The sequence below is a fragment of the Niastella vici genome, assembly GCF_002077945.1.
Taxonomy (GTDB): Bacteria; Bacteroidota; Bacteroidia; order Chitinophagales; family Chitinophagaceae; genus Niastella; species Niastella vici.
In genome coordinates this window covers 83,046-105,262 of sequence record NZ_LVYD01000042.1, presented here as the reverse complement: position 1 = coordinate 105,262, position 22,217 = coordinate 83,046, and the positions used below count along the sequence as shown (strand labels likewise).

Below are 22,217 nucleotides of genomic sequence, written 5' to 3'. Positions count from 1 at the left end.
GAAAACGATTCCATCAATTTTTCCCAAGTTTGATCAAGCATTACCATTAAACTTTTCCGCAAACGATTGCAGCCATGAAGACCCCGAAACAAACCAAAAAAAACTCCATACAGGAGCTCGCAAAAGCGCTTCGGTTGTCGCCGGCTACTATTTCCCGGGTATTGAATAATCATCCTCATGTACATACGGCCACCCGTAACCGGGTGATGGCTTTTGTAGAAAAAACCGGCTATACGCGTAATGTAATGGCCTCAGGCTTGCGTACCAATAAAACCAATACGGTAGGTTTGATTGTTCCCCGTTTTTCGATGTTTGTGCATACCGAAGTGATCACCACCGTTCAGAACGGATTACATGCGCATGGCTATAACCTTATCATTTGCCAATCGAACGATTCTGTTGACATTGAAAAAGACCTGGCGCGCACTTTATATGCATCGCGGGTTGATGCGGTGATTGCCGCCTGTACCATGTTTACAAAAGACTTCAGTCATTTTGATATTTTAACGGAGAACAATATACCGGTACTCTTTTATGATCGCGTGCCGATGCAATCCTATGGAGCCTGTATCATCCGGGGCGATGATTTTCGCGGTGGCTTTCTGGCGGCATCGCACCTGGTGCAGCTCGGCTGCAAACGCATTTCCTATATCTCAGGACCGCTCACCTGTAATATTTATATCGACCGTTATGCCGGTTTTGAAAAAGCACTCACCCAACACAAGGTGCCGGTACGAAAGGATTGGATCTTTTATCACGAATTAACGGCCGACAATGCCCGCAAGGCCATGCACCGGTTGTTTGCCAAACCGCCTTACCCCGATGCCATCATGGCGGCCAATGATGTAACGGCTATCGCAGTGCTTGAATATGCAAAAGAAACAGGCATTCCCGTTCCTGAAAACTTACGCATTGTGGGTTATTCTAACGATCCGCGTTCTGCCATCATTACTCCTTCCATAACCACCATTGAGCAATTCCCACGCAACATCGGTAATGTAATAGTGGCCGAAGTGCTGAAGCTGCTGAAATCCGATGGCGGGAAATCAGCAGTGGAAACAGAGCCTATTATCATTCCGGTAGAGTTGATAAGAAGAATGAGCACGTAAACACGTAAAAAAGCATGGGTTAGTTCGCTGTTGACTTACGTGGAATTAACTTCGACTGAATAACAATTGTCTCATTGGGCAACTGAAAATTTTTCTTCTCCAGTTTTTTTAACAGCAGGGAAGCGGCTTCGCGGCCTATTTCAAATGCCGGTTGGGTAATGGTCGACAGGGGAGGGTTTAACAACGAAGCGGTTTGCATGTTCGAGAAGCTGATGATCTTCACATCCTTTGGAATGTTCAATTGCATGGCTTCACACAATTCATAACAAATAATTGCATACCGTTCCACGGCGGCGAAAATGCCATCCGGTTTTATATGCAGTAAAAGATCTTTTATGAGTTCAGTATCCTGAACATTATCATTAACGCATTCGATCAGGAACGATTCCCCGCTCATAACGTCATGGTTCTGCAAAGCCTGTAAATAACCTTTGGCCCGGTTGCTGCCGATGGAAAGGCTGGTTGAAATGGCCAAATGAGCAATGCGCTTGCAACCCTGTTCTATCAGGTGTTTGGTAGCCAGGTAACCGCTTTGGTAATCATCGGTGGTCACTTTTACCGTGTTGAAATCTTCACAAACCCGGTCAAAGAAAACAATGGGCAGGCCTTTCTTCTCCAGATCGTGCAAATGACTGTAATCTGTGGTGGTGCTGGCAACTGAGATCAGTACCCCATCGGCCCGGCCGCTTTGCAAATGCCGCGTGAACGCCACTTCCCGCTCATGATCTTCATGCGATAAATAGATGATCACATGATAGCCTTTCTCATGCGCTTCCGATTCAATACCATTGATAGCGAGGGTGAAATAATTATTGGCAATTTCCGGAAGGATCACCGCAATGGTTTTACTGCTGTGCTTCCGTAAAAAGCTGGCATGTGGGTTGGGTTGATAGTTCAATTCTTTGGCCAGCTTCATCACTTTGTCTTTTGTTTCCTGACTGATGTCGTAGCTATCCCGTAACGCCTTTGATACTGTAGCAATAGAAAGATTTAAAAGCTGGGCCAGCTTTTTTATATTGACTGATTCCATGAAATGGGTGCACTCTGATTCGCATATAAATTAATTAATATTTACGGAAAACTGCTTGATCGTCCTATTTATTATTGGCATTTATTTGGGTATGACCGCCGTGGCCTCGATCTCAATCAGTATATCGTCGCGGAACAATTTATTTACCTGAACCAGCGTACTGGCAGGCGGGGTCTTTGTATTGATGAACCGGTCGCGGATAGTACGGATATCCTGCAGGCGCGACACATCGGTGGTAAAATAACCCAGCTTCACCAGGTGATTCATGTTACCACCAGCGGCTTCCAGTATGCTCTTTATATTCTGGAAAACCTGCTCCGTTTGTTTACCAATATCATTGGCGCCTGTAAGATTTCCCTTTGCGTCCAGGGCAACCTGTCCGCTCAGGATCACCATTTTGCAATTGCCGAGGTCAATAACGGCGGCATGGGAATACCCGTGGGGCGTGGCTACGGTGGCAGGATCGATGAGTTGTACGTTGGGGGCCGATTGTGCTTTTGCCTGGGTAGCCAATGCTGTTATCAGCACGAACAGGATGGTTATTTTTCTCATGGTCAGGTATTTTTTCAGAGAGTAAATGTAACGGTTATGCCGTAGGATGAAAAAAGTTATCCCTATTTTTGAATGAACATAAATAACCAGTTCGTCATGTTACAAAGCAAGGAATTCCAGTTCGAGAGCGAAATACCCTGGGAGGATGTTGGCAATGGCGTTCAACGCCAGATATACGGTTACGACGACCGGGTGATGCTGGTAAAGGCAAAATTTGAAAAAGGCGGGGTAGGAACCCTGCATCAACACCCGCATTCGCAGGTAACGTATGTGGAAAGCGGTGTTTTTGAAATGACCATCGGTGATGAAAAAAAGATCATCCGGAAAGGCGATGGATATTATGTACCACCGCATGTAATGCATGGTTGCGTTTGCCTCGAAGCGGGCATGCTCATAGATGCATTTACCCCGCACCGGGAAGATTTTCTGAAATAAAAGAAAAACCTGCCAGACCAGCGCGTCTGACAGGTTCATACATTACTTGATTATATATCCGAATAAACCTTCTTTTTCGTCATCGGGCCCTGCGGTAAAATACAGCCGGTTGGGATCGATGGTAGAAGTGGAAGGCGGAAACATAAGGGCCCATAAGCCTTCTATTTCAATGGGGTTGCCATGAGCTCTTAACTGACCCTGAAAATCGCCATCCTTGTTATATACATTAATATGGCCATCACCAAAATTGCCTATCAAAATAGCATCCTTTGCGTCGCTGTCTTTAAAGAACGCAGCCGGCGCCCAGGCAACACCCCAAGGCGCATTTAGTTGTCCCTTCGAAACAAGCCTTTTTTCCAGGTTGCCATTGGCGCTATAAATATCTACATAACCTAAACCTGGTCCTTTTTCTTCATCGCCATCGGGACCAACTTTGGCATACATTACATACAACAAGCCACTTACCGATTGAATATTAAAAGGAGCATAGCCCGACGGGATGCCCGGATCGTGGAAGGCCATTTGTACCGAAACAAAATTTGTATCCCACACGTCGATCTTTCCGGTTTTGAAGTTGGCTGCATATAAGTAGTAATGCCCGGCACTGTTTTTCGCCATGGTAAGTCCGGTGTAAACTGAAGTTGCCGAATTATTTTTTATGACCAATGCATTATTACCGGCACCGCCGTTCCAGCCAGAGAGAACTCCATCACTGCCTGCAAACAAGAACCGGCCCGAGCTGCCATTTGATAATTTAAAATGTGTTGAGTTGGTATCTATGTTAAGTGTTTGGCCGGTAGGACTTCCGCCCGTTGTACCAGTAGGTGAGGGAATGGCCACTTCGGGGCGTGCCGCAAGCATATTCCCATCCCTGTCATAAACGGCAGAGATGTGCCCTACTTCTGCCGACACCCAGGCAATGCCACCGCCGCTGAATGCAATGCCCCAGGCATTGATGAGGTGTGGGTCAACATGGGCAGGTTTATACTCATCGTTATTACCAACAAGGTTCACCTGGTTAAAGTCTTTAAGCGCCTGGGGCGTTTTGTCGTTTTTCTTTTCAAGGTGGTCTTTAATCGCCTCGCCTAGCTTGTTACAGCTTTGGTTTACAACAGCCAAACACAATAAAGCCGCTGCCATCAGATAGAGTTGGCTGGTTTTACGTAATGTCAAGTGCATACAATCCGTTTTAGAAGTGAATAATAAGCCGGTACTGCAGGGTGTATAGAGGTTTCGAAAGGCGGGAAGATGAGATAGGGAGCGGTAGCTATTAATGTTAATACGTTCCTGTTCTTAAAAAGTTGCCTGAATTTATCTTATTTGATAAATGTCTATTAAAGGTGCACCACCGGCTTATTGCTACGCATTTTTGGTGGCTTTGATGGAAGAATACAGCGACACGCAAAAAGGGGTGATATATGTAAGAACGATCCGGATCATATTTCTTGCAGTGAAATTCCCATTCCAGAAAACATCATAACTGTTGATGGTATTCAACAAACTTCCAACTACAATAGCAACCTTAATAGCCCTTTTAATATTCTTATTGATCATATAAAAGTTATTAATGGCTGCAACCGGAAACTGTATCGTGAATGCGGTAATCAAATATGCGGTAATCAAATATAATGCAGGGGAGAATTGCTTTATGTCGGCTGAACGACATTCGTTTTACAGCCTGGTACTCAATAAAATCAGCGTGATCCCGATCAGCTTTTCTTCATTCAGCTCTTTCCTTAATACCTGTAAGGCCTTACCGATGTGTTTTTCTACCGTTTTTACAGAAATGCCCATTTCTTCGGCAATGGCCCTGTAACTCATGCTGCCATAATGGTTCAGCATGAATGCCTGGCGGCATTTTTCAGGAAGCGTATCGATGCTGGAGCGGATGCGTTTTTTTAATTCAGTTTGCTCATAAGGGACCGGTTGTGAAAAAGCAGTGCGCAGTTCGTTTTGTAAAATGGTAACATGATGCGTGTTTCTCGAAAGCTGGTCGCGCAAATACGTTGATACTTTATACCTGACTGCATTGGTCAAATAGCCAATTATATTAAGATCGGCCGGTAATTCATGCCGCCTTATATACAGGCTTGTAAAAACCTCCTGCAGGATGTCTTTGACCAGCTCTTTGTCTTTTAACAGGCTGTACGCCTGGTTGGTGAGTGATACAACGGTATTGTTATACAACCCTTCAAAAGCTTTTTCATCGCCCTGTCGTATGGCAGTCCATAATTGATGGCAGGTATGGTCGCTATTATTACAGATAGGTTGCAGTTTGGCAGGCAAAAGTATCTGCAATATAAAAAAATGCAATATTATCTTACTGTAAACCTTTAATAAACTTAAAATTAATTAAATTTTTTTGTGGGGAACGCATGGGGGGAAATGCCGGGTTGGGAGATAATGATTAAAAGCGCCAGTTGAATGACTAAAGAACGGTTGCAATATTTGCTCAACAGGTATCTAACAAATACAGCTACGGAAGAAGAATTGCAGGAGTATACCAATTGGTACCAGCAGCAGGGCGCAGCAGGCCGCCCCTGGTTTGAGGAACTGGAGCATTCGCTCGCAACCACTTATAAGCAGGAACTGTTCAATTCAATAATAAATAATATACATTTTGTTGAGTACGAACAGAAACAGCGCGTAGCGAAGCGCCGTTCGTTGTATATAAAAATTGCTGCGGCTGCTATGGTGGTAGTTACCGGAACACTCGTATTATATTATGGACTTTCATTGAAACCGGCAACTACAGTAGCCGGCAATGAAACCATTGTTCCTGTAAGGAAGGAAGCTATTATTGCTGTCAGAAACCATACCGCAGAAAGCATGGCCGTTCATTTGCACGACGGTTCCGAAGTGCAATTGTTTGCCGGTAGCGAATTACGGTACTATGAACCCTTCTGTCCCACACACAGACAAGTTTATTTGAGTGGAAAAGGTTTTTTCAAAGTTGCGAAAGATCCCACCAGGCCATTTACGGTGTATAGTAATGATATTGCCACAACGGCTTTAGGTACTTCGTTTACCATTACTGCATGGCCCGGCAATAATAATATCTCCGTGGCGCTGCATACGGGAAAAGTGGTGGTGCAACAGGTGGCTGCCGCCAATACAGCGTCTATGAAAGATGTGTACCTGGTGCCGGGTCAGCAGGTAACCTGTAACGTGGCCACCGGAAAAGCAACCATGCAACAACCGGTGCTGGCAGGCAATCGCGCTCCCTCATTGGGATCACGCACCGGGCTGGCTGCAACATTTGCTGATGAGCCTGTTGCCAATGTGCTGGCTGCAATAGAAAAAGGATATGCCGTTCAATTGCAATACAATAAAGAAGCATTAGCCGAAATGATCTTCACCGGTCGCATCCGGGAAAAAGATTCCTTATCCCAGGTTTTAAATCGTATGTCCATATTGTACAACCTGAACATCAAAGCTACCCGTAACGGTTTTAGTATTCAGCAATCTCATTAATTAAATATTAAGTAAGATGACACAGCGCTACAATGTAGTGAAGGGGTATGCCATGCCCCGCACAAAAAGGCGGTTTACCTTAAGATGGGTACTGCCGTTATTGATACATTTCCTGTTGGTTTTGCCAGCCCAGGCCCAGGAAAAGAAACCCATCAAAGGGTTGGTAGAGGATGAACAGGGTGGGGCCCTGGAAGGCGTAACGATCGATATGAAAAGTGAATCGGCTGATATAAAGCGTTCCGCCGTAACGGATAAGAAAGGGGTATTTACCTTCGAAAACCCGGGTGTGAAAGGCACCTATGTGTTTACCTTCTCACATGTTGGTTATGTAACACAGGTGGTGCGCAAAGAAAACCTCGATCCGCAAAAAGAGGAAGCCATCTATGTTTCAATGAAATCAAGCACGGCTAACCTCGAAGTGGTGGTGGTAAGCTATGGTAAACAACGTAAACAGGAGGTGACCGGTTCCATTGTACAGCAGGACGCCAGTGATATGAAGGATATGCCGGTAGGCCAGTTTGCCCAACAGCTGCAGGGAAAAGTGGCCGGCGTACAGGTGGGCCAAAACAGCGGTACACCGGGCCGCGGAATGGAATTCCGTATCAGAGGCGCTGCTTCCTTATCAACAGACAACCAGCCGTTGTTTGTAATAGACGGAATACCCATTACCGGTAGTATAAACAATATCAATCCATCTGAAATTGAAACGTTCACTGTTTTAAAAGATGCTTCGGCCAGTTCCCTGTATGGTTCCAGAGCTGCCAATGGCGTTATATTAATTACTACCAAACATGCTAAATCGGGCGATGCAAAAGTTGAATTCACTACGTACTACGGGTCACAGGTTATTCCGCAAAAAGGAAGACCGCGCATGATGAATGCCCGGGAATGGGCTGAGTTCCAAAATGAATATTACGAAGACCGGGTAAAATATGAAGGGTATACCGGCTCGTTGGCAGCAGAATACAAGAACCCTGAACGCTATGGCGAGGGCACCAACTGGTTCAATGCGCTGACCCGTAAGGCGCCCATTCAGAACTATGACCTCCTGGTTTCTTCAGCAACCGGTAAATCGGCTTCCACCATTATGGCCGGCTACCAGGAACAGCAGGGTGTGGTACTGAATACGGGCACCAAATTATTTTCCTTCCGCTTTAACCAGGATTTTACCCTGGTGAACAACAAATTGAAAATGGGATTTAGCCTGGCACCCAGTTACCGCATTGATCATAATAACCGGTTGACGACCGAAGGCGTGGGCGGATTGATTGAAAAGATCGTTGAAGCCAGTCCGTTGATAGCGCCCATCGATAGCAATGGCAATATGCCGCTGTATGTGCATTCGGCGGGCATGGTATCGAATGTAAATCCATATGCACAATTAACGCAGGTAAAAGATGATTATAAAACCACCCGTATACTGGCCAATGCCTACGCGAATTATGAATTGCTGAGCGGGCTGTTCATTAAAGGAAATCTGGCGTTGGATAAAGGGGCCGAAACACGTAATTATTATTCGCCCACTACCATCTCCACCACTGCTACGGCAACCGGTACCAGTAGTTCGGTTGATAACTATTCCTGGACGGCAGAAGCCATGGTGAACTATACAAAAACCCTTTTCCACGACCATCACATTGAGTTGCTGGCAGGTTATTCGGCACAAAAGTTTTCACAGGAAAGCAATGGCGTTACCGGCACCAATTTTCCCGGCGATGATGTGGAATACCTGAGCGCCGCTACTTCCATCACTACAGGCGCCAGCAACACAACGGCTTATTCGTTGCTATCGGCCATTGGCAGGTTGAACTATAATTACCGCGGCAGGTACTTTTTGTCGGGCGCCGTTCGCCGTGATGGTTCTTCGCGTTTTGGCGCCAATACGAAATGGGGCGATTTCCCTTCTGTATCAGCCGGTTGGATCATCAGCAATGAATCCTTTATGGAGAACATTCCCGACGTCAGCTTTATGAAAGTACGCGCCAGTTATGGTATTACCGGTAATAATAACATCGGTAACTATACCAGCATTGCCCATATAACCAACAGTAACTATGTATTCAACGGGGTGCTGGTACCCGGCGCTACCATCACTACTTTACAAAATCCCATACTTCGTTGGGAGCGGAACAAACAATGGGACCTGGGTTTTGATGTAACATTATTTCACAACCGGGTGTCGTTCACCTACGACTACTATCATAAAATTTCTGATGGATTGATCCAGAACCGGCCTATTCCCCGCGCTTCGGGGTATACAAGCGTTTCTTCGAATGTGGGCGTGCTGGAGTTCTGGGGACATGAGTTCACGCTTAGTGGCGCTGTTCTTAACGGGCCGGTAAAATGGAATGCTTCTTTTAATATCTCGTTCGACCGTAACAAAATCAAGACCTTGCTGGCGCCGGGTTACTTCCGCCGCAACAATACCATTACATCTGATTATTACCGCAACCAGGAAGGCCATGTATTGGGAGAATTTTATGGATTTGTGTTTGATGGACTGTATAAAGACCAGGCCGATCTCGACAATTCCCCTAAATACGGTTCTGCTTCTGCTATAGGTACTATTAAAATGAAAGATGTAGTGCCCGATAAAGTGATCAATGAAAGCGACCGCACCTTCATCGGTAATCCCAATCCCGATTTCCTTTTCGGGTTCAGTAATCAGGTAAGCTATAAAAATTTCGATCTGTCGGTAACAATGGCCGGTTCGTATGGTGGAAAAATATTGAATCCTTCCAAATGGGCCTACCTCACCAACCTCGATGGTGCGCGTGGCCTGCTGGCCGCGGTAAAAGACCGCTGGCGTTCAATTGATAACCCAGGCTCGGGTATTTATCCAAGAACATTGACCGGCACCACTGCCCTGGGAAGATCGGTGAACAGTCAGTGGGTAGAAGACGGTTCTTACCTGGCTGTTAAGAATATTACATTGGGCTATACGATGCCGTTGAAGAATAATCTGGCATTGAAGAACCTGCGGGTATTCGGTTCCATACAACATGCGTTGATCTGGACGAAATATACCGGTATCAATCCGGAAGTAAGCCTGAACGGATTGAACGGTACCAGTATTGGTATTGACGAGAATTCGTATCCCGTTCCCCGGGTATTTGCGATCGGTTTATCAGCAAGCTTTAAATAATTAATCCTGGTCATTATAAAACAATATTATGAACAAGATATTTTTGATAGCGGTACTGGCCTGCACCGTTATATCCTGTAAAAAAGATTTTATTGAATTATCGCCCGAAGATGAGATAGCGGAAGCCAGCTTTTATAAAACGGAAGCGCAGTTCAGGATGGCGCTCACTGCCGCCTACCAGCCTTTGCGCGATCTGGAAACAAACGATTTCTATACCGGCGAAATGCGTTCCGATAATACGCATTACCAGTATTACCAGATCAATCGCGGAACCGCCTATACCATGCGGGAAAACATCGCCGACTTTATGGATGATCCTTCCAACGATTACAGCAACGCGGTTTACTTTCATTGCTTCAGGGGCGTATCAAGGGCTAATATTATTCTCGACCGTATCGATGGCGGTACGCTTACCGATGCAGCAAAGAATGATATTGTTGGACAGGCAAAATTCCTGCGCGCTTTTAACTTCTTTAAACTGGTGCGGTATTTTGGCGGCGTTCCCCTGTTCGTTCATGAAGTTACAGATGCTGAACAGTCGTTTCTTCCACGTTCAACCGCTGATCAGGTATATGCGCAGATCGTTGATGATGCCAAAGACGCCATAGCCAAACTGGCTAACCCGGTATTTACTTCAGGCAAACAAAACGGGCAGGCAACCAAAGGTTCGGCGACCATGTTACTGGCAGAAGTATATATGGTGCAAAAGAAATATGCCGAGGCCGAAACCCTGCTCAATACCCTGCCAGCTATGGGCTACGATCTGCTGGCCAATTACAGCGATGTATTTTCAACCACCAATAAGAACAGCAAGGAATCGCTTTTTGAAGTGCAATACCTTGAAGGCTTACAGGGCGGGCAGCAAAGCCAGTTCATCTATTTCTTTCTTCCCCGTTCAAGCAATACAACCGTGATCACCGGCGTGAAAACAGATAACAGCGGTATTGGTGGCTGGAACACACCTACCCAGGACCTGATCGATGCTTATGAAGCAGATGACACCCTTCGCAAAAATGCCTCTATTGCAGTGGCAGAAGGAACTTACAACTCAAGTAATATCTTCACCTTCTCTGCTAATAAAAGCATCATCAATTATAAACCTGCTGCCGGCAAGGTGGGCGTGCCCTATATCAGGAAGTACCTGAACCCGCATGCCAATCCCAATAATACCAACGACAACTGGCCGGTGTACCGCTACGCCGATGCGTTGTTGTTGCTGGCCGAAGCAAAGAACCTGCAGGGAAAATCAGCCGAAGCGTTGGTGCCTTTAAACAAAGTACGCGCGCGGGCATTTGGAAATGTAACGCATAATATCACCACCACCGACCCTGCGGCATTGACCGATATCATTGCCCACGAAAGAAGGGTGGAGCTGGCATTCGAAAATCACCGCTGGCACGACCTGGTACGCACCGGCAAGGCCATTGATGTAATGAATGCGTTCGGCATAAAGCAAAAAGCATTGTACAGTTATTTATCACCAGCCTCATACCAGGTTGATAAAAACAGGTTATTATATCCTATACCCCAATCAGAGCGGGATTTGAATGTTGATCTTACCCAGAATGATGGATATCCGCAGTAGGTAAGCAGTACGCAGTAGTAAGGTGGGTCTTTCTTCAAGGGAGGCCCACTTTTGTTTTTACTGGGGAGTTTCCCCTATATTTGTGTCGTTATGTACGGAAAGAAATAACGAAACAACTGCTTATATTATGCATATTGCCCGGCTTTGTGCTAACCTATCTGCCAAAAAAATAATATCTGGTGTGGTGTGTTCGTTCGTGTCAACTGCCTTGGTTGCACAGGAAAAACAACCGGAACCAGATACCGTGCGCAAAGTGAATGTATTGCAGGAAATAGTTATTTCGGCTTCCCGCCTGTCTGAAAAACAGCTCACTGCCCCGGTGAGTATTTCAAAACTGAGCAATTCCCAGATACAGCAAACAGCCGCGCCGGGTTTTTTTGACGCCATCGGCAGTATGAAAGGCGTACACATGATTGTGCCGGGTATGGGATTTAAAATTATTAACACCCGTGGCTTTTCAAATACCACCAATGTGCGGTTTGTGCAAATGATCGATAATATCGATAACCAGAGCCCCCATATTGGAGCGCCTATTGCCAATGCTTTATCGCCGGGCGACCTCGATATAGATCATGTAGAAGTGATCCAGGGCGTAGCTTCAGCTTTGTATGGGATGAATGCCACGAACGGACTGGCCAGTTTCACTACCAAAGATCCCTTCACTACACAAGGGTTCAGCATACAACAACAGGTGGCAGTGAACCATGTCAGTGATCCCAACGATGTAGCACCCCGGGTGTATAACCAAACAGATCTTCGCTGGGCCAAAGTAGTGGGAAAGAAATGGGCCTTTAAAATAAATGCCGGTTATAACCGCGGGTACGACTGGATAGCTGATAACCACGACGACCTGAACCCCTCAGCCAATCAAACTGTTGGCTTAACGGGCGCCGATAATCCGGCTTATGATGCAGTGAACGGATATGGCAATGAATCTTCGAACAGAAAAACATTGACCCTGGGTGGTAAGAATTATGTGGTGTCGCGCACCGGTTATTATGAACGCGATGTGGCCGATTATCGTCTGCAAAATGTAAAGGGTGATGTTTCCCTGTATTACCGCCCCAATGAAAATTCCCAGATCTCTTATACGTATCGCACCGCTTTTTTGAATAATACCTATCAACGCTCGAACCGTTTTAGATTGCAGGATTATTTATTGCAGCAACATATTGTTCAATTTAAAAACGCACTGTTACAGGCAAGGGCATATATCACCTCTGAGAATACCGGCCATTCATACAACCTGCGTTCGATGGCTGAGAACATGGATGTTAGTTTTAAAGATAATAATAAGTGGTTTGCAGATTATACCACTGCATTCAATAGCGCTGCTTCATCACATGATGTAGCCACTGCTCACCATATGGCAAGGGACGCTGCCGATTACGGCCGGCTGCAGCCGCGCACACCCGAATTCAAAGACAAGCTGAAACAATTACAGGAGATCAATAACTGGGATATAGGCGCTGCCTTAAAAGTGAAAGCGCATTTAGTACATACAGAAGCAGCATTTGACCTGGGGAAATTATTGCACACAAATTATAACCTGCAGATAGGCGCTGATTTCCGGGATTATATCATTGTGCCTGATGGTAATTATTTTATTAACCCAACCGACTCAGGTCATAATCTCAATTATACCAGTTATGGATTCTTTATTCATGCCTCAAAACGACTCCTGCACGATAAGTTGCAGTTGAGTGCCGTTTTGCGCGGAACCGGATACGAATATTTCAATTTGAAATGGAATCCCCGGCTTACTGCTGTATATGAATTAACCCGGAATGATTTTGTTCGGTTCAGTTACCAGAATGGATATCGTTTCCCCAGCATCTTTGAAGGATTTTCCAACATCAACAGCGGTGGGGTAAAAAGGGTGGGGGGATTGAAAGTGATGTCGCATGGGGTGTTTGAGAGCTCCTGGTTAAAGAGTTCCATAGATGCGTTTACGACGGCTGTTAATAAGGATGTAAATAGCTCGGGGTTAAGCCAGGCGGCTGCCATTGAAAAGGAAAAAGGTATTTTGCAGCGCAACACCTATACCTACCTGAAACCAGAGCAAATGCATTCATTTGAAGTGGGATACAGAAGTATTTTTAGCAGCCGGTTTTCGGTAGACGTAGATTTTTATTACAATTTCTATTCGAATTTTATTGCGCAAATAGAAGCAAGTATTCCCAATACCAGCGACAACGCGCAAATACCAGCTTATTTGTATGACAAGAACAAACAGGGCCGCTATCGCCTGTGGACCAACTCAAAGACCATTGTGCATAATTATGGAGCAGAGATCGAGTTGTTGTATCTGATCAATAATAAGTATTCTTTATCAGGGAATGCCAGTTATCAAACTTTGAAAAGAACAAATACCAATGATGGATTGGAAGATGGATTTAATACGCCGGGCTGGATGGTCAACGCTGGTGTTAGGGGAACTAACGTTTATAAAAATCTCGGCTTTAATGTGGCCGCCAAATACCAAAGCAAATTCTATTATCAATCGTTTTTGGTGAACGGTAATGTGCCGGCCATTTTTAATGCAGATGCCATGGTGCAGTATACTTTCACCCGGCCGGGGCTGAACATAAAGCTGGGCGCCACCAACTTCCTGAACCATTCTTATTATTCCATACTGGGCGGTCCGCAGATCGGTGGGTTTTATTATACTACAGTTACGTATTCGTTGTAATTGGTGAATAGTGAGTGAAGAAGCGGTTGCAAGTTGCAGGTTGCATGTTTCAAGGAGAAGCGGTTTCATGTTTAAAAGCCCTGGAACCTGGAACTTGTAACCGGAATTTCGCGAGATGCGAACTGGTATCTGGCTCCTGGTAACCGGTAACTCTCTTTTGCCTATTTTTGATAAAAAAAGATGGTCTTTCCTATTGGCGATGATAACCGCGACCGGAAAACGGTTCCCATAGTTAACTATCTTCTTATAGCGCTGAATATTTTTGTATATGTATACTGGCAAAGGCTGGGCATGGACAATCATTTTACTTATGGCTACTCTGCCGTACCTGCCGAAATATTATCCGGACACGATATCATTACACAATCAGTAGTTCAGGTAAACCCCGCTACCGGTGATGCCGAAAGGGTACCGGGGCTCGAAGTGACCAATATTCCTGTTTTTTTAACCCTGTTCACCTCCATGTTCATGCATGGTGGGCTGGCGCATATTGCGGGCAACATGATGTATCTCTGGATCTTTGGCGATAATGTGGAAGATGCATTGGGCCATGTGAAATACCTGATCTTTTATTTACTGTGCGGCATGCTGGCCGGGTTGAGCCATGTGTTCAGCACCCTGGTATTCGGTTCCAGCCTGCTGATCCCCAGCCTCGGCGCTTCCGGCGCTATCTCGGGCATATTGGGCGCCTACCTGCGATTGTTCCCCGGCAAGGGCGTACACCTCTGGATCTTCTTCCTCATCATTTCTGTACCGGCCTTTGTTGCCGTGGGTGTTTGGTTTGTTTTTCAGGTAGTGGATGGTTTGGGTGCGCTGGGTGGAAAGGAAACCAGTGGGGTTGCTTATGCCGCGCACATCGGCGGATTTATTTTTGGTTTACTGCTGATTGGTGTGTTTGCGAAAGATTTTATTGCCCGCCGGCGGAAGGCTTCAGGCAGAAGATTTAGATGAACGTTTTTATTTTTCAAAAACAACATTATCTGCAGAAGCCCCCAGCTTCTCCAGTGCTGCATTAATATCCGCGATCATCTTGTCGGGGCCGCATACATAAAAATGTTTGCTGAAATCGGTTGCCTGTGAACGCAAATAATCAGCATTGATAATACCATTTTCATAACCCGCCTTTTGTTCCCGGCTAAGAATGTAATGGGCGTTCTTGCCCAACATGTTGCTCAATTCCTTTTCATAAATAACATCGGCTGCTGTTTTATTTGAAAAGAACAACGTATTACCTGCAAGCTGGTTGTCGCGGTGTAATTGTCGCAGGATGGCAATGAAGGGTGTAATACCGGCGCCCCCCGCAATAAAATAACCCGGCCCTTTATATTCAATTGCGCCCCACACATCATGCAATATGAGTTCATCACCTGCCACCAGTTGATGTATCTGGTTGGTAACGCCATCGTGATCGGCATATCGCTTTATCGTAAACTGAAGCGTTGGTTCATGGTTCAGCGAGGTAAAAGTAAAAGGTCTTCGTTCATTTTGCCAGCCTTCTTTATTGATGGCCACTTCGGTCGCTTGTCCGGGAACGAAAGTATAACCCGCCGGTTTTTCGAGGCGAAAACTTTTTACATCGTGCGTTACCTGTTGAATGTCTACTATTTTAACAACATGCGATTCCATAAACAATGCTTTTAGAATAAGCAATCTACATATTAAAAATCATATTTATTGGGGATGTGGGGTATAATGTCCCGATTATTTGCCAAAGTGGGAAATTTCTATTAGTCAATTGGTTATAATATTTAAAAGCATGTTTAAAGGCGGTGGTATTGCCTTTGCAGTAGTGAATATGTATTGTTAAATTAAACCAGCTTTATGAAGAGAATTATTATTTCAGCATGTATGTTATTGCTGATCAAAGGTGCGTTTGCACAGCACGTTGAGTATGGTATTAAAGGCGGTGTAAACTTTTCGAACATTAGTAATGATGCCGCTGATACAAAGGCCGACACAAAAACCGGATTTCATCTCGGCGGGTTGGCCCATATTCATCTCACCCGGTCTTTTGCTATTCAACCCGAAATAGTATATAGTACACAGGGCGCTGAATACAGCGATGGTAAATTGAAATTGAATTACATTAATATTCCTGTGTTGGCCCAGTATATGTTTGGCCGGGGTTTCAGATTAGAGACAGGTCCTCAATTAGGAATTTTAACTACTTCTGAATTTAAGAGTGGGCATTTGTCAACAGACGTTGATAACTTCAGCAACGCTGACTTTTCCTGGGCTTTTGGCGCCAGTTATCTTGGCCATTCGGGTTTAGGTATTGATGCCCGTTATAATCTGGGTCTTACTGATGTAACAAAGAGCACCACGACCGATTTTCAGAACCGTGTTTGGCAGGTTGGACTGTTCTATCAGTTCAAACATCATTAGTGCTTGTCGTATTCAAAAAGCTAAACTTTAAAAAGAAAGCGGCGCAGCTTTGCAGAACCCGTTCTGCCGGCTGCGCCGCTGATTTATAAGTACAGGCCTTAATTAAAAGCCGTATCGAACGCCTATTTGTATTTGCCAGGGATTGCCACCACGGGTTACGATCCCTGTATTGCTACCAACATTATAGTTGTAGTTCTTTGTGGTTTGATCGAAACCATTCGTCGAAGTTAATGAATAGATGTTTTGTTTGCCCAGGTTCTTTGAAGCGCCCCAGGTTTTGTTGATCAGGTTTTCTACATTGAAGATGTCACCTGATAATTCTACGTATTGTTTTTTCCAGATGGTGAACTTTTTGGCAACCCGCACATCCCATACACCATAAAAAGGATTGATGCCGCCATTGCGTTCGGCAACCTTGCCAAAACTTTTTTCGATATACTTCTTCGCGCTCTTACTCACTTCAGGCTTATTAAGGATTGTAGAGATGCCGGTGCGGTAAGTCTCGGCAATTTTAGGATCATTGATGTCGAAGATATAGGCCAGGTCGTTGGAGGCCACAAAGTCGCCATTTATGTTTCCATTTACAGCCAGTGAATAACGGGTGCCGCCGATGCCCGAATAGCGTACGCCTACGCTTATACCATAGAAGGTTGGCAACGTACCATAGAACACTACTTTATGACGGAACTGATTGTCGCTGTAGGACATGGTGCTCAGGTTGCGGGGATCATCTTTAACCATGAGTGAAAGTGTGGCTGTGTTGGCTACATCACCATTATAGGAAGTATTGTCTTTTGAATCGTTCCAGGTATAGCTGAATGATACTTCGCCATCTTTGAAATAGCGCCAGGTTCCATCGACCACCACGGCAAACTGGTTTACCTTGCCCTCGCTGTTCAGCTCAAGCACCCGGCCCACTCTGGTGCTTTTGCGTCCCTGCATCCAGTCGGTGGCGCCGGAAGCAGAGATCGTGTTTGCCGGAACATATACGCCTCTGTCGCCCTCATTGCTCAGGCGGAAGTACGGATCGTCGACCATGTTCTTATCTACATACATATAATTATTACGGGCAAGTGTGGTATAGAATGTTACGCCCATTTTTAAGTTGTTGGTGATAAAGCGGCTGTACGAAAGATTGGCTTTATATACAACGGGGATGCGCGCATCTTTTCCATTCATATTAATGGTGGGAACCGCCCGGTTCAATAATTCTTTACCCGGTGCTGTAGATGGGTCGTTGCGATAACCGGGAAAATTGGGTTTGGGAATATCTGTTTGAATATCTACAGACTGCACTTTGGTTCCATCAAAAACCATGTTGTTGATCATGGCGTAGTTGTTAATATCTGAACCGAAGATGCCGGCGCCAAAGCGTATATAATCGCGGTGTTTTTCGTTGATGTCCCAGTTGAACTGGATACGGGGTTGCAGTTGAAACGTGCCGAGGGAGCGGTTGGTAACAAGCCCGAGGTCATCAAAAACCACCGGGTTGAAATTGGGTTTGTTGAAGTAATTCGTGTAGTCGGCACGGATACCTGCGGTCATTTCAAACCCGGTGAACAATTGGGTTTTCAGCTGGGCATATAAGGCCGCGTTGAGGATATTCTGATCTACACTGGGGTCGTCGGCCAGGGCTACTTCACGGGCGTAGCGGTAGGGAGTAAGGTTATCGAAATTATTCATGCCGGTAAAGTAATACCGTCCGTTCATTTCGCTGCCATACAACGAATTCATATGCGTGTACTGGATATCGGTTCCAAACGTATAATTGAACTTGTTGGTGTTGTAATAAACGTTGTTCACCAGTTGAAATACATTGTTGTAAAAGTGCTCCGGCGAATACCGTTGTCCGCCCAACTGGATGGTGGTATTGTAGCTGGAGCCGTCAATTTTACTGGCAACGCGTTCTACAATACCCCGGGGAATATTTTGTTTGGGTAACTGGCTGCCCGGCGTGCTTTCTTCGAATGTATACAGGTGCTGGAATTTCAGCTCATTGGTGAATTTTGAATTTACCACGGTGCGCAGCGTGGCCAGGAAACTGTTGTTCCACGCATGCGCATCGGCATACACTTCGTACAGGTTAATGGCGGAATTGTCGTCGCGGCCAAGTGGCGCGCGGTCATTTACATAATTGTCCCTGAGGGTGAGCAGGTTCTTTTGATTCAACTGCCAGTCAACACGTAAAAAAGCGGCGTCGGTATGTCTTTTCTTATCAAACGAACCGGTTTGCGGTGAATTGGCAACGCCATATTTGCTTCTGGCAATTCCAAGAAAGCGGCTCAGGGTATCGGGGTGAATACCAAGGCGTACGGCATCGGCTGTGGTTTGTATATCGGCGATCTGTAAAGGCCGGGCATCGTCCTGGCGGTCCCAGGCTATAAAGAAATGGGCTTTATTCTTTATGATGGGCCCACCTATTGAAAAGCCATATTGATTGGTGGCGAAATCATTTACGCGGCGTGCGCTCTTCATATCATATTTGCTCGATAGCCAGTCGGCCCGGGAAAACATAAAGGCACTTCCTGATAAGGTATTGGTACCTGATTTGGTAACAGTGCTAACGGTACCGCCGCCGCTGCGGCCATAGGTAACATCGTATTGGTTGGTCACTACTTTGAATTCCCTGATGGCTTCCATGGAAATAGCATAGGGGCCACCGATACGGCTATTGGTACCGCTGCTTGAAGTAGGATTTTTAGCTGAGGTGCCATCGATGGTGATGTTGGTAGAAGAACCCAACTGACCGGCAAGGTTGCTGCCGCTGCTCAGGGGCGACAGGTCGATCAGTGAGGTGAAATTGCGGCCATTTACCGGCAACCTCGAAATGTCACGCGCCGATACGGCGGTAGCCGCGCCAAAATTTTCGGTTTTCTTCCGCTGGCCGGTAGCCGTAACCGTAACTTCATTCATACTGGCTGCAGTAACCTGCATGCTGATGTTCACCCGCAACAGGTCGCCCTGGTTCAATGAATAATCAGTGCGCTTTTGTTCGCCGTAACCAACATACGTAGCCTTGATGGTGTAAGGGCCGCCGAGGGGCAACTCCTTAAAAATGTACTCACCTTTTGCATTGGTGAGTGTGGCTGTAGTGAAGCCGGTTGATTCGTTCGTTAGCAGCACAGTGGCTCCATGAACCGGTTTCCTGTTCTCATCGGTGATGGTACCGGTAATGGATGCCTGGGTGGTTTGCGCAGCCAGTTGGAGGCCTGTTAAGCTTGCCAGTAGCAGGAATAGCAGGGTCGTTAAGAATGGTTTCTTCATTGCAGGGTTTGCTTTTAAAATATATAAGAAAATGTAATGATTGAGGGACAGGAGTACGTTTGTCAGGCAGGGAATGCCTGTTGGTAAATAGACGGACAAAACAATCGGTGGGTACTATTGTAACGCGAAAATAGGGTGTGCCTGAACGAATGAATGCAGGAAGTGAATTGATAACAGGAAATTCATTTTTTGTTCACACTAAAAAAACACAATCGATTGCGTTAGTTATAACAACTATGAATAATGTTAACAAATAAAGTAAATGCGGGTATCATGAGTAATTGGCCGGTAAGTTAAATTTGTTGGCCAATGTGCCCTTCTTCTGCATTGTTGAAGTCAGTTCATGCAAGCTGGCTTTTATAACCCCGCCTGTCTTTCACCACATTAACCATTGTTGTGCCATTGCTGGCAGCAAATGGCCCTGTATGCGTATGCGTCATCCTTTGCTGTAACCTGGTTACGGCCGGGAGAGCTATTTCTTAATCTTAAACAAACACAAGGAAATGAGAAAGATGTTTACTTCATGGTGTATGCCACACCATAGGATCTGTATTGTATTCGCCTGGTTGCTTGGTATTGCTGTTGTAAATATGCAACAGACCGCCCGGGCGCAGTTGACCCGGTTAAGCGCCAATGGTTCAAAAATTGTCAATGCTGCAGGCCAGGAGGTATTTTTAAAAGGAGTGGGGTTGGGCGGCTGGTTGCTGCAGGAAGGTTATATGATAAAACCTTCTTTTTCGGGCGGCGGTACCCAATGGTCAATAAAAAAACGTTTATACGATCAGGGTATTTCTGATGCCGATGTGGAAACCTTTTATCAAAACTGGCGGAATAATTTTATTACGAAGGCCGATATAGATTATCTGGCATCCATGGGTTTTAACTGTTTGCGGCTTCCCATGCATTATGAGTTGTTTTTAACGGCTGCACAACGGGCCGTACGTAACAGCGTGGCGCACAATTCGGCCACCTATAATAATTATGTAAGCAACCTCACTACCTGGTATAATAGTAATGCTTTGTTCAACGATGCGGGGCTTGAAGGCTTTCGCATTATTGACAGCCTGCTAAGCTGGGCCGGCGCCAATAATATGTATGTGGTGCTCGATCTGCATGCAGCCCCCGGTGCGCAGGGTACAGATGCCAATATTTCGGATGCCTTTGTAGGCAATGATCTCTGGAATAAAAGCATTTACCGCGATATTACGGTGCGGCTTTGGCAACGGCTGAGCACCCGTTATAGTAATGATAACCGCGTGGCTTTTTATGATCTCATCAATGAGCCGAACAACGTGCCTTCAAACAGCCAGATCCATGACCTGTTCGAGCGGCTTATCAATGCCATCAGGGCGCAGGGCGATTCGCACCTGTTGATGATCGAAGGTAATGGATGGGGAAATAATTACGATTATATGGAACCATGGACATTCACCAACAGTACCAACCTGGTGTACAATGCCCACCGTTACTGGATCACCAACTCTACTACCACCACCGATCCCAATCCCAACCAGATAAACCAGATTGCCAACCTGGTTAATTTTCGCAATACCTATAATGTGCCGGTATGGGTGGGTGAAACAGGTGAGAATAGCAATGACTGGTTGCGGGAAAATATTGCGGCCCTCAATTCAAAAGGAATTGGCTGGTGCCACTGGACCTACAAACGCTTCGATGCCGGTGAAAATGCGGCGCTCATGCATATCAATCCGCCTTACCTCATGGATGGCGCCGGTAACATGAGTGCAGTGCTCAATAATATAAAGTTCGTGAATTGTGTGCCCAACTCCGGAACGATTGCCGCAGTGGCTCCCGGCAGATCATCAATAGCACCGGTTAATCAAACCATTTGGATGCAGGGTAATAATGGATTGTATGTAAGTTCAGAGAATGGCACCAAGGCAATGAATTGCAACCGCGCCACTGCCCAGGGCTGGGAACAATTCTATGTAGCAGATGCCGGCAATGGAAAAGTGACCTTGTTAAGCATGGGGAAGTATGTGTCATCAGAAAATGGCGAGCAATCGATGACCTGTAACCGCACTGCGGCGCAGGGTTGGGAACAGTTTGATTGGATCACCAATAGTGATGGTACTTTTTCGCTGCGGGGCAACAATGGGTTATATGTAAGCTCTGAGAACGGGGAGAAGGCCATGAACTGCAACCGCACAACTATTGATGGCTGGGAAAAATTCAGGTATGGTGCAGCTTCAACGGCGAAGATGATCACTGCACCCGTTTCTCCTGCAATTTTGGCGAACAGCCTTAACCCGGCCGGACTTATTTATCCCAACCCGGTACATCGCGGTGCTTTGTATACGATAAAAGTAAAAGAATACAATGCCAATGCGCCGGTACAGATTACGTTACTAGACCTGAATGGCAGAACAATAGCGCAATACAATGCCGGTAAAGCAACATTGAATATACCCGCCGCTAATAATGCAGGTGTGTACATGCTGAAAATAAGAAATGGAAATAACAGCTATACCGAAAAAATAGTAGTTAGATAATTGTGAAATCAATAAAGAAAGGCAGGTAATGCG

The 22,217-nt window shown here is 45.7% G+C and carries 16 protein-coding genes; 9 read left to right on the top strand and 7 right to left on the bottom strand.

Going from position 1 to position 22,217, the window contains the following annotated elements; all coding sequences use genetic code 11:
* Positions 1 to 74 precede the first annotated feature (74 nt).
* Positions 75 to 1,109, top strand: a complete 1,035-nt coding sequence (locus A3860_RS11815; RefSeq protein ID WP_081146907.1) for a LacI family DNA-binding transcriptional regulator — start codon at positions 75 to 77, stop codon at positions 1,107 to 1,109.
* Positions 1,110 to 1,128: 19 nt separating this feature from the next.
* On the opposite strand, the gene A3860_RS11810 is transcribed toward A3860_RS11815, so the two are convergent.
* Both A3860_RS11810 and A3860_RS11805 read right to left on the bottom strand, forming a co-directional pair.
* Positions 1,129 to 2,139 (bottom strand): LacI family DNA-binding transcriptional regulator, encoded by a 1,011-nt coding sequence (locus A3860_RS11810; RefSeq protein ID WP_081146906.1) that lies wholly within the window; start codon positions 2,137 to 2,139, stop codon positions 1,129 to 1,131.
* A gap of 81 nt (positions 2,140 to 2,220) precedes the next feature.
* Positions 2,221 to 2,691: a RidA family protein gene (locus A3860_RS11805; protein WP_081146905.1), complete on the bottom strand. Its 471-nt coding sequence runs from the start codon at positions 2,689 to 2,691 to the stop codon at positions 2,221 to 2,223.
* A 96-nt stretch (positions 2,692 to 2,787) separates the two neighbouring features.
* On the opposite strand from A3860_RS11805, the gene A3860_RS11800 reads away from it, so the two are divergent.
* The gene (locus A3860_RS11800) at positions 2,788 to 3,126 is read left to right on the top strand and encodes a cupin domain-containing protein (RefSeq protein WP_081147114.1); all 339 of its coding nucleotides are present in this window, start codon (positions 2,788 to 2,790) and stop codon (positions 3,124 to 3,126) included.
* Between the two features lie 42 nt (positions 3,127 to 3,168).
* Here the strand turns inward: A3860_RS11800 and A3860_RS11795 are convergent, their stop codons facing one another.
* From A3860_RS11795 to A3860_RS11785, 3 genes are all read right to left on the bottom strand, one after another.
* Entirely contained in the window at positions 3,169 to 4,305 is a 1,137-nt protein-coding gene (locus tag A3860_RS11795) for a TIGR03118 family protein (protein ID WP_081146904.1), read from the bottom strand.
* Positions 4,306 to 4,485: 180 nt separating this feature from the next.
* Positions 4,486 to 4,680 carry a nitrate/nitrite transporter NrtS gene (nrtS, locus tag A3860_RS11790; RefSeq protein ID WP_081147113.1) on the bottom strand — a complete coding sequence of 65 codons (195 nt, stop codon included), beginning with the start codon at positions 4,678 to 4,680 and terminating at the stop codon, positions 4,486 to 4,488.
* A gap of 117 nt (positions 4,681 to 4,797) precedes the next feature.
* Entirely contained in the window at positions 4,798 to 5,424 is a 627-nt protein-coding gene (locus tag A3860_RS11785) for an RNA polymerase sigma-70 factor (protein WP_158085211.1), read from the bottom strand.
* Between the two features lie 126 nt (positions 5,425 to 5,550).
* On the opposite strand from A3860_RS11785, the gene A3860_RS11780 reads away from it, so the two are divergent.
* The 5 genes from A3860_RS11780 to A3860_RS11760 all read left to right on the top strand — a co-directional run bounded on the left by A3860_RS11780 (position 5,551) and on the right by A3860_RS11760 (position 14,973).
* The gene (locus A3860_RS11780) at positions 5,551 to 6,600 is read left to right on the top strand and encodes a FecR family protein (RefSeq protein WP_081146902.1); all 1,050 of its coding nucleotides are present in this window, start codon (positions 5,551 to 5,553) and stop codon (positions 6,598 to 6,600) included.
* 16 nt (positions 6,601 to 6,616) lie between these two features.
* A complete protein-coding gene (locus tag A3860_RS11775; RefSeq protein ID WP_245843526.1) occupies positions 6,617 to 9,745 on the top strand; it encodes a SusC/RagA family TonB-linked outer membrane protein in 3,129 nt (1,042 codons plus the stop codon).
* 28 nt (positions 9,746 to 9,773) lie between these two features.
* The gene (locus tag A3860_RS11770) at positions 9,774 to 11,330 is read left to right on the top strand and encodes a RagB/SusD family nutrient uptake outer membrane protein (RefSeq protein ID WP_081146901.1); all 1,557 of its coding nucleotides are present in this window, start codon (positions 9,774 to 9,776) and stop codon (positions 11,328 to 11,330) included.
* Between the two features lie 181 nt (positions 11,331 to 11,511).
* Positions 11,512 to 14,022: a TonB-dependent receptor gene (locus tag A3860_RS11765; protein ID WP_245843525.1), complete on the top strand. Its 2,511-nt coding sequence runs from the start codon at positions 11,512 to 11,514 to the stop codon at positions 14,020 to 14,022.
* A 180-nt stretch (positions 14,023 to 14,202) separates the two neighbouring features.
* Positions 14,203 to 14,973, top strand: a complete 771-nt coding sequence (locus A3860_RS11760) for a rhomboid family intramembrane serine protease (RefSeq protein WP_081146899.1) — start codon at positions 14,203 to 14,205, stop codon at positions 14,971 to 14,973.
* Positions 14,974 to 14,979: 6 nt separating this feature from the next.
* On the opposite strand, the gene A3860_RS11755 is transcribed toward A3860_RS11760, so the two are convergent.
* Complete coding sequence (locus A3860_RS11755) at positions 14,980 to 15,648, bottom strand: FAD-binding oxidoreductase (protein ID WP_081146898.1); 669 nt, start codon at positions 15,646 to 15,648, stop codon at positions 14,980 to 14,982.
* A 195-nt stretch (positions 15,649 to 15,843) separates the two neighbouring features.
* Between A3860_RS11755 and A3860_RS11750 the strand changes: the two genes are divergently transcribed.
* Positions 15,844 to 16,407: a porin family protein gene (locus tag A3860_RS11750; protein ID WP_081146897.1), complete on the top strand. Its 564-nt coding sequence runs from the start codon at positions 15,844 to 15,846 to the stop codon at positions 16,405 to 16,407.
* 102 nt (positions 16,408 to 16,509) lie between these two features.
* Here A3860_RS11750 and A3860_RS11745 read toward each other — a convergent pair whose 3' ends face one another.
* Positions 16,510 to 19,671 carry a TonB-dependent receptor gene (locus A3860_RS11745; protein WP_081146896.1) on the bottom strand — a complete coding sequence of 1,054 codons (3,162 nt, stop codon included), beginning with the start codon at positions 19,669 to 19,671 and terminating at the stop codon, positions 16,510 to 16,512.
* Positions 19,672 to 20,174: 503 nt separating this feature from the next.
* On the opposite strand from A3860_RS11745, the gene A3860_RS11740 reads away from it, so the two are divergent.
* Positions 20,175 to 22,184, top strand: a complete 2,010-nt coding sequence (locus tag A3860_RS11740) for a cellulase family glycosylhydrolase (protein WP_081146895.1) — start codon at positions 20,175 to 20,177, stop codon at positions 22,182 to 22,184.
* Positions 22,185 to 22,217: the final 33 nt, after the last annotated feature.

Coding starts and splice junctions, on each gene's coding strand:
- A3860_RS11745 (WP_081146896.1), bottom strand. CDS start 19,671: ATGAAGAAACCATTCTTAACGACCCTGCTATTCCTGCTACTGGCAAGC.
- A3860_RS11775 (WP_245843526.1), top strand. CDS start 6,617: ATGACACAGCGCTACAATGTAGTGAAGGGGTATGCCATGCCCCGCACA.
- nrtS (WP_081147113.1), bottom strand. CDS start 4,680: ATGATCAATAAGAATATTAAAAGGGCTATTAAGGTTGCTATTGTAGTT.
- A3860_RS11770 (WP_081146901.1), top strand. CDS start 9,774: ATGAACAAGATATTTTTGATAGCGGTACTGGCCTGCACCGTTATATCC.
- A3860_RS11760 (WP_081146899.1), top strand. CDS start 14,203: ATGGTCTTTCCTATTGGCGATGATAACCGCGACCGGAAAACGGTTCCC.
- A3860_RS11805 (WP_081146905.1), bottom strand. CDS start 2,691: ATGAGAAAAATAACCATCCTGTTCGTGCTGATAACAGCATTGGCTACC.
- A3860_RS11740 (WP_081146895.1), top strand. CDS start 20,175: ATGAGAAAGATGTTTACTTCATGGTGTATGCCACACCATAGGATCTGT.
- A3860_RS11780 (WP_081146902.1), top strand. CDS start 5,551: ATGACTAAAGAACGGTTGCAATATTTGCTCAACAGGTATCTAACAAAT.
- A3860_RS11755 (WP_081146898.1), bottom strand. CDS start 15,648: ATGGAATCGCATGTTGTTAAAATAGTAGACATTCAACAGGTAACGCAC.
- A3860_RS11750 (WP_081146897.1), top strand. CDS start 15,844: ATGAAGAGAATTATTATTTCAGCATGTATGTTATTGCTGATCAAAGGT.
- A3860_RS11810 (WP_081146906.1), bottom strand. CDS start 2,139: ATGGAATCAGTCAATATAAAAAAGCTGGCCCAGCTTTTAAATCTTTCT.
- A3860_RS11815 (WP_081146907.1), top strand. CDS start 75: ATGAAGACCCCGAAACAAACCAAAAAAAACTCCATACAGGAGCTCGCA.
- A3860_RS11800 (WP_081147114.1), top strand. CDS start 2,788: ATGTTACAAAGCAAGGAATTCCAGTTCGAGAGCGAAATACCCTGGGAG.
- A3860_RS11795 (WP_081146904.1), bottom strand. CDS start 4,305: ATGCACTTGACATTACGTAAAACCAGCCAACTCTATCTGATGGCAGCG.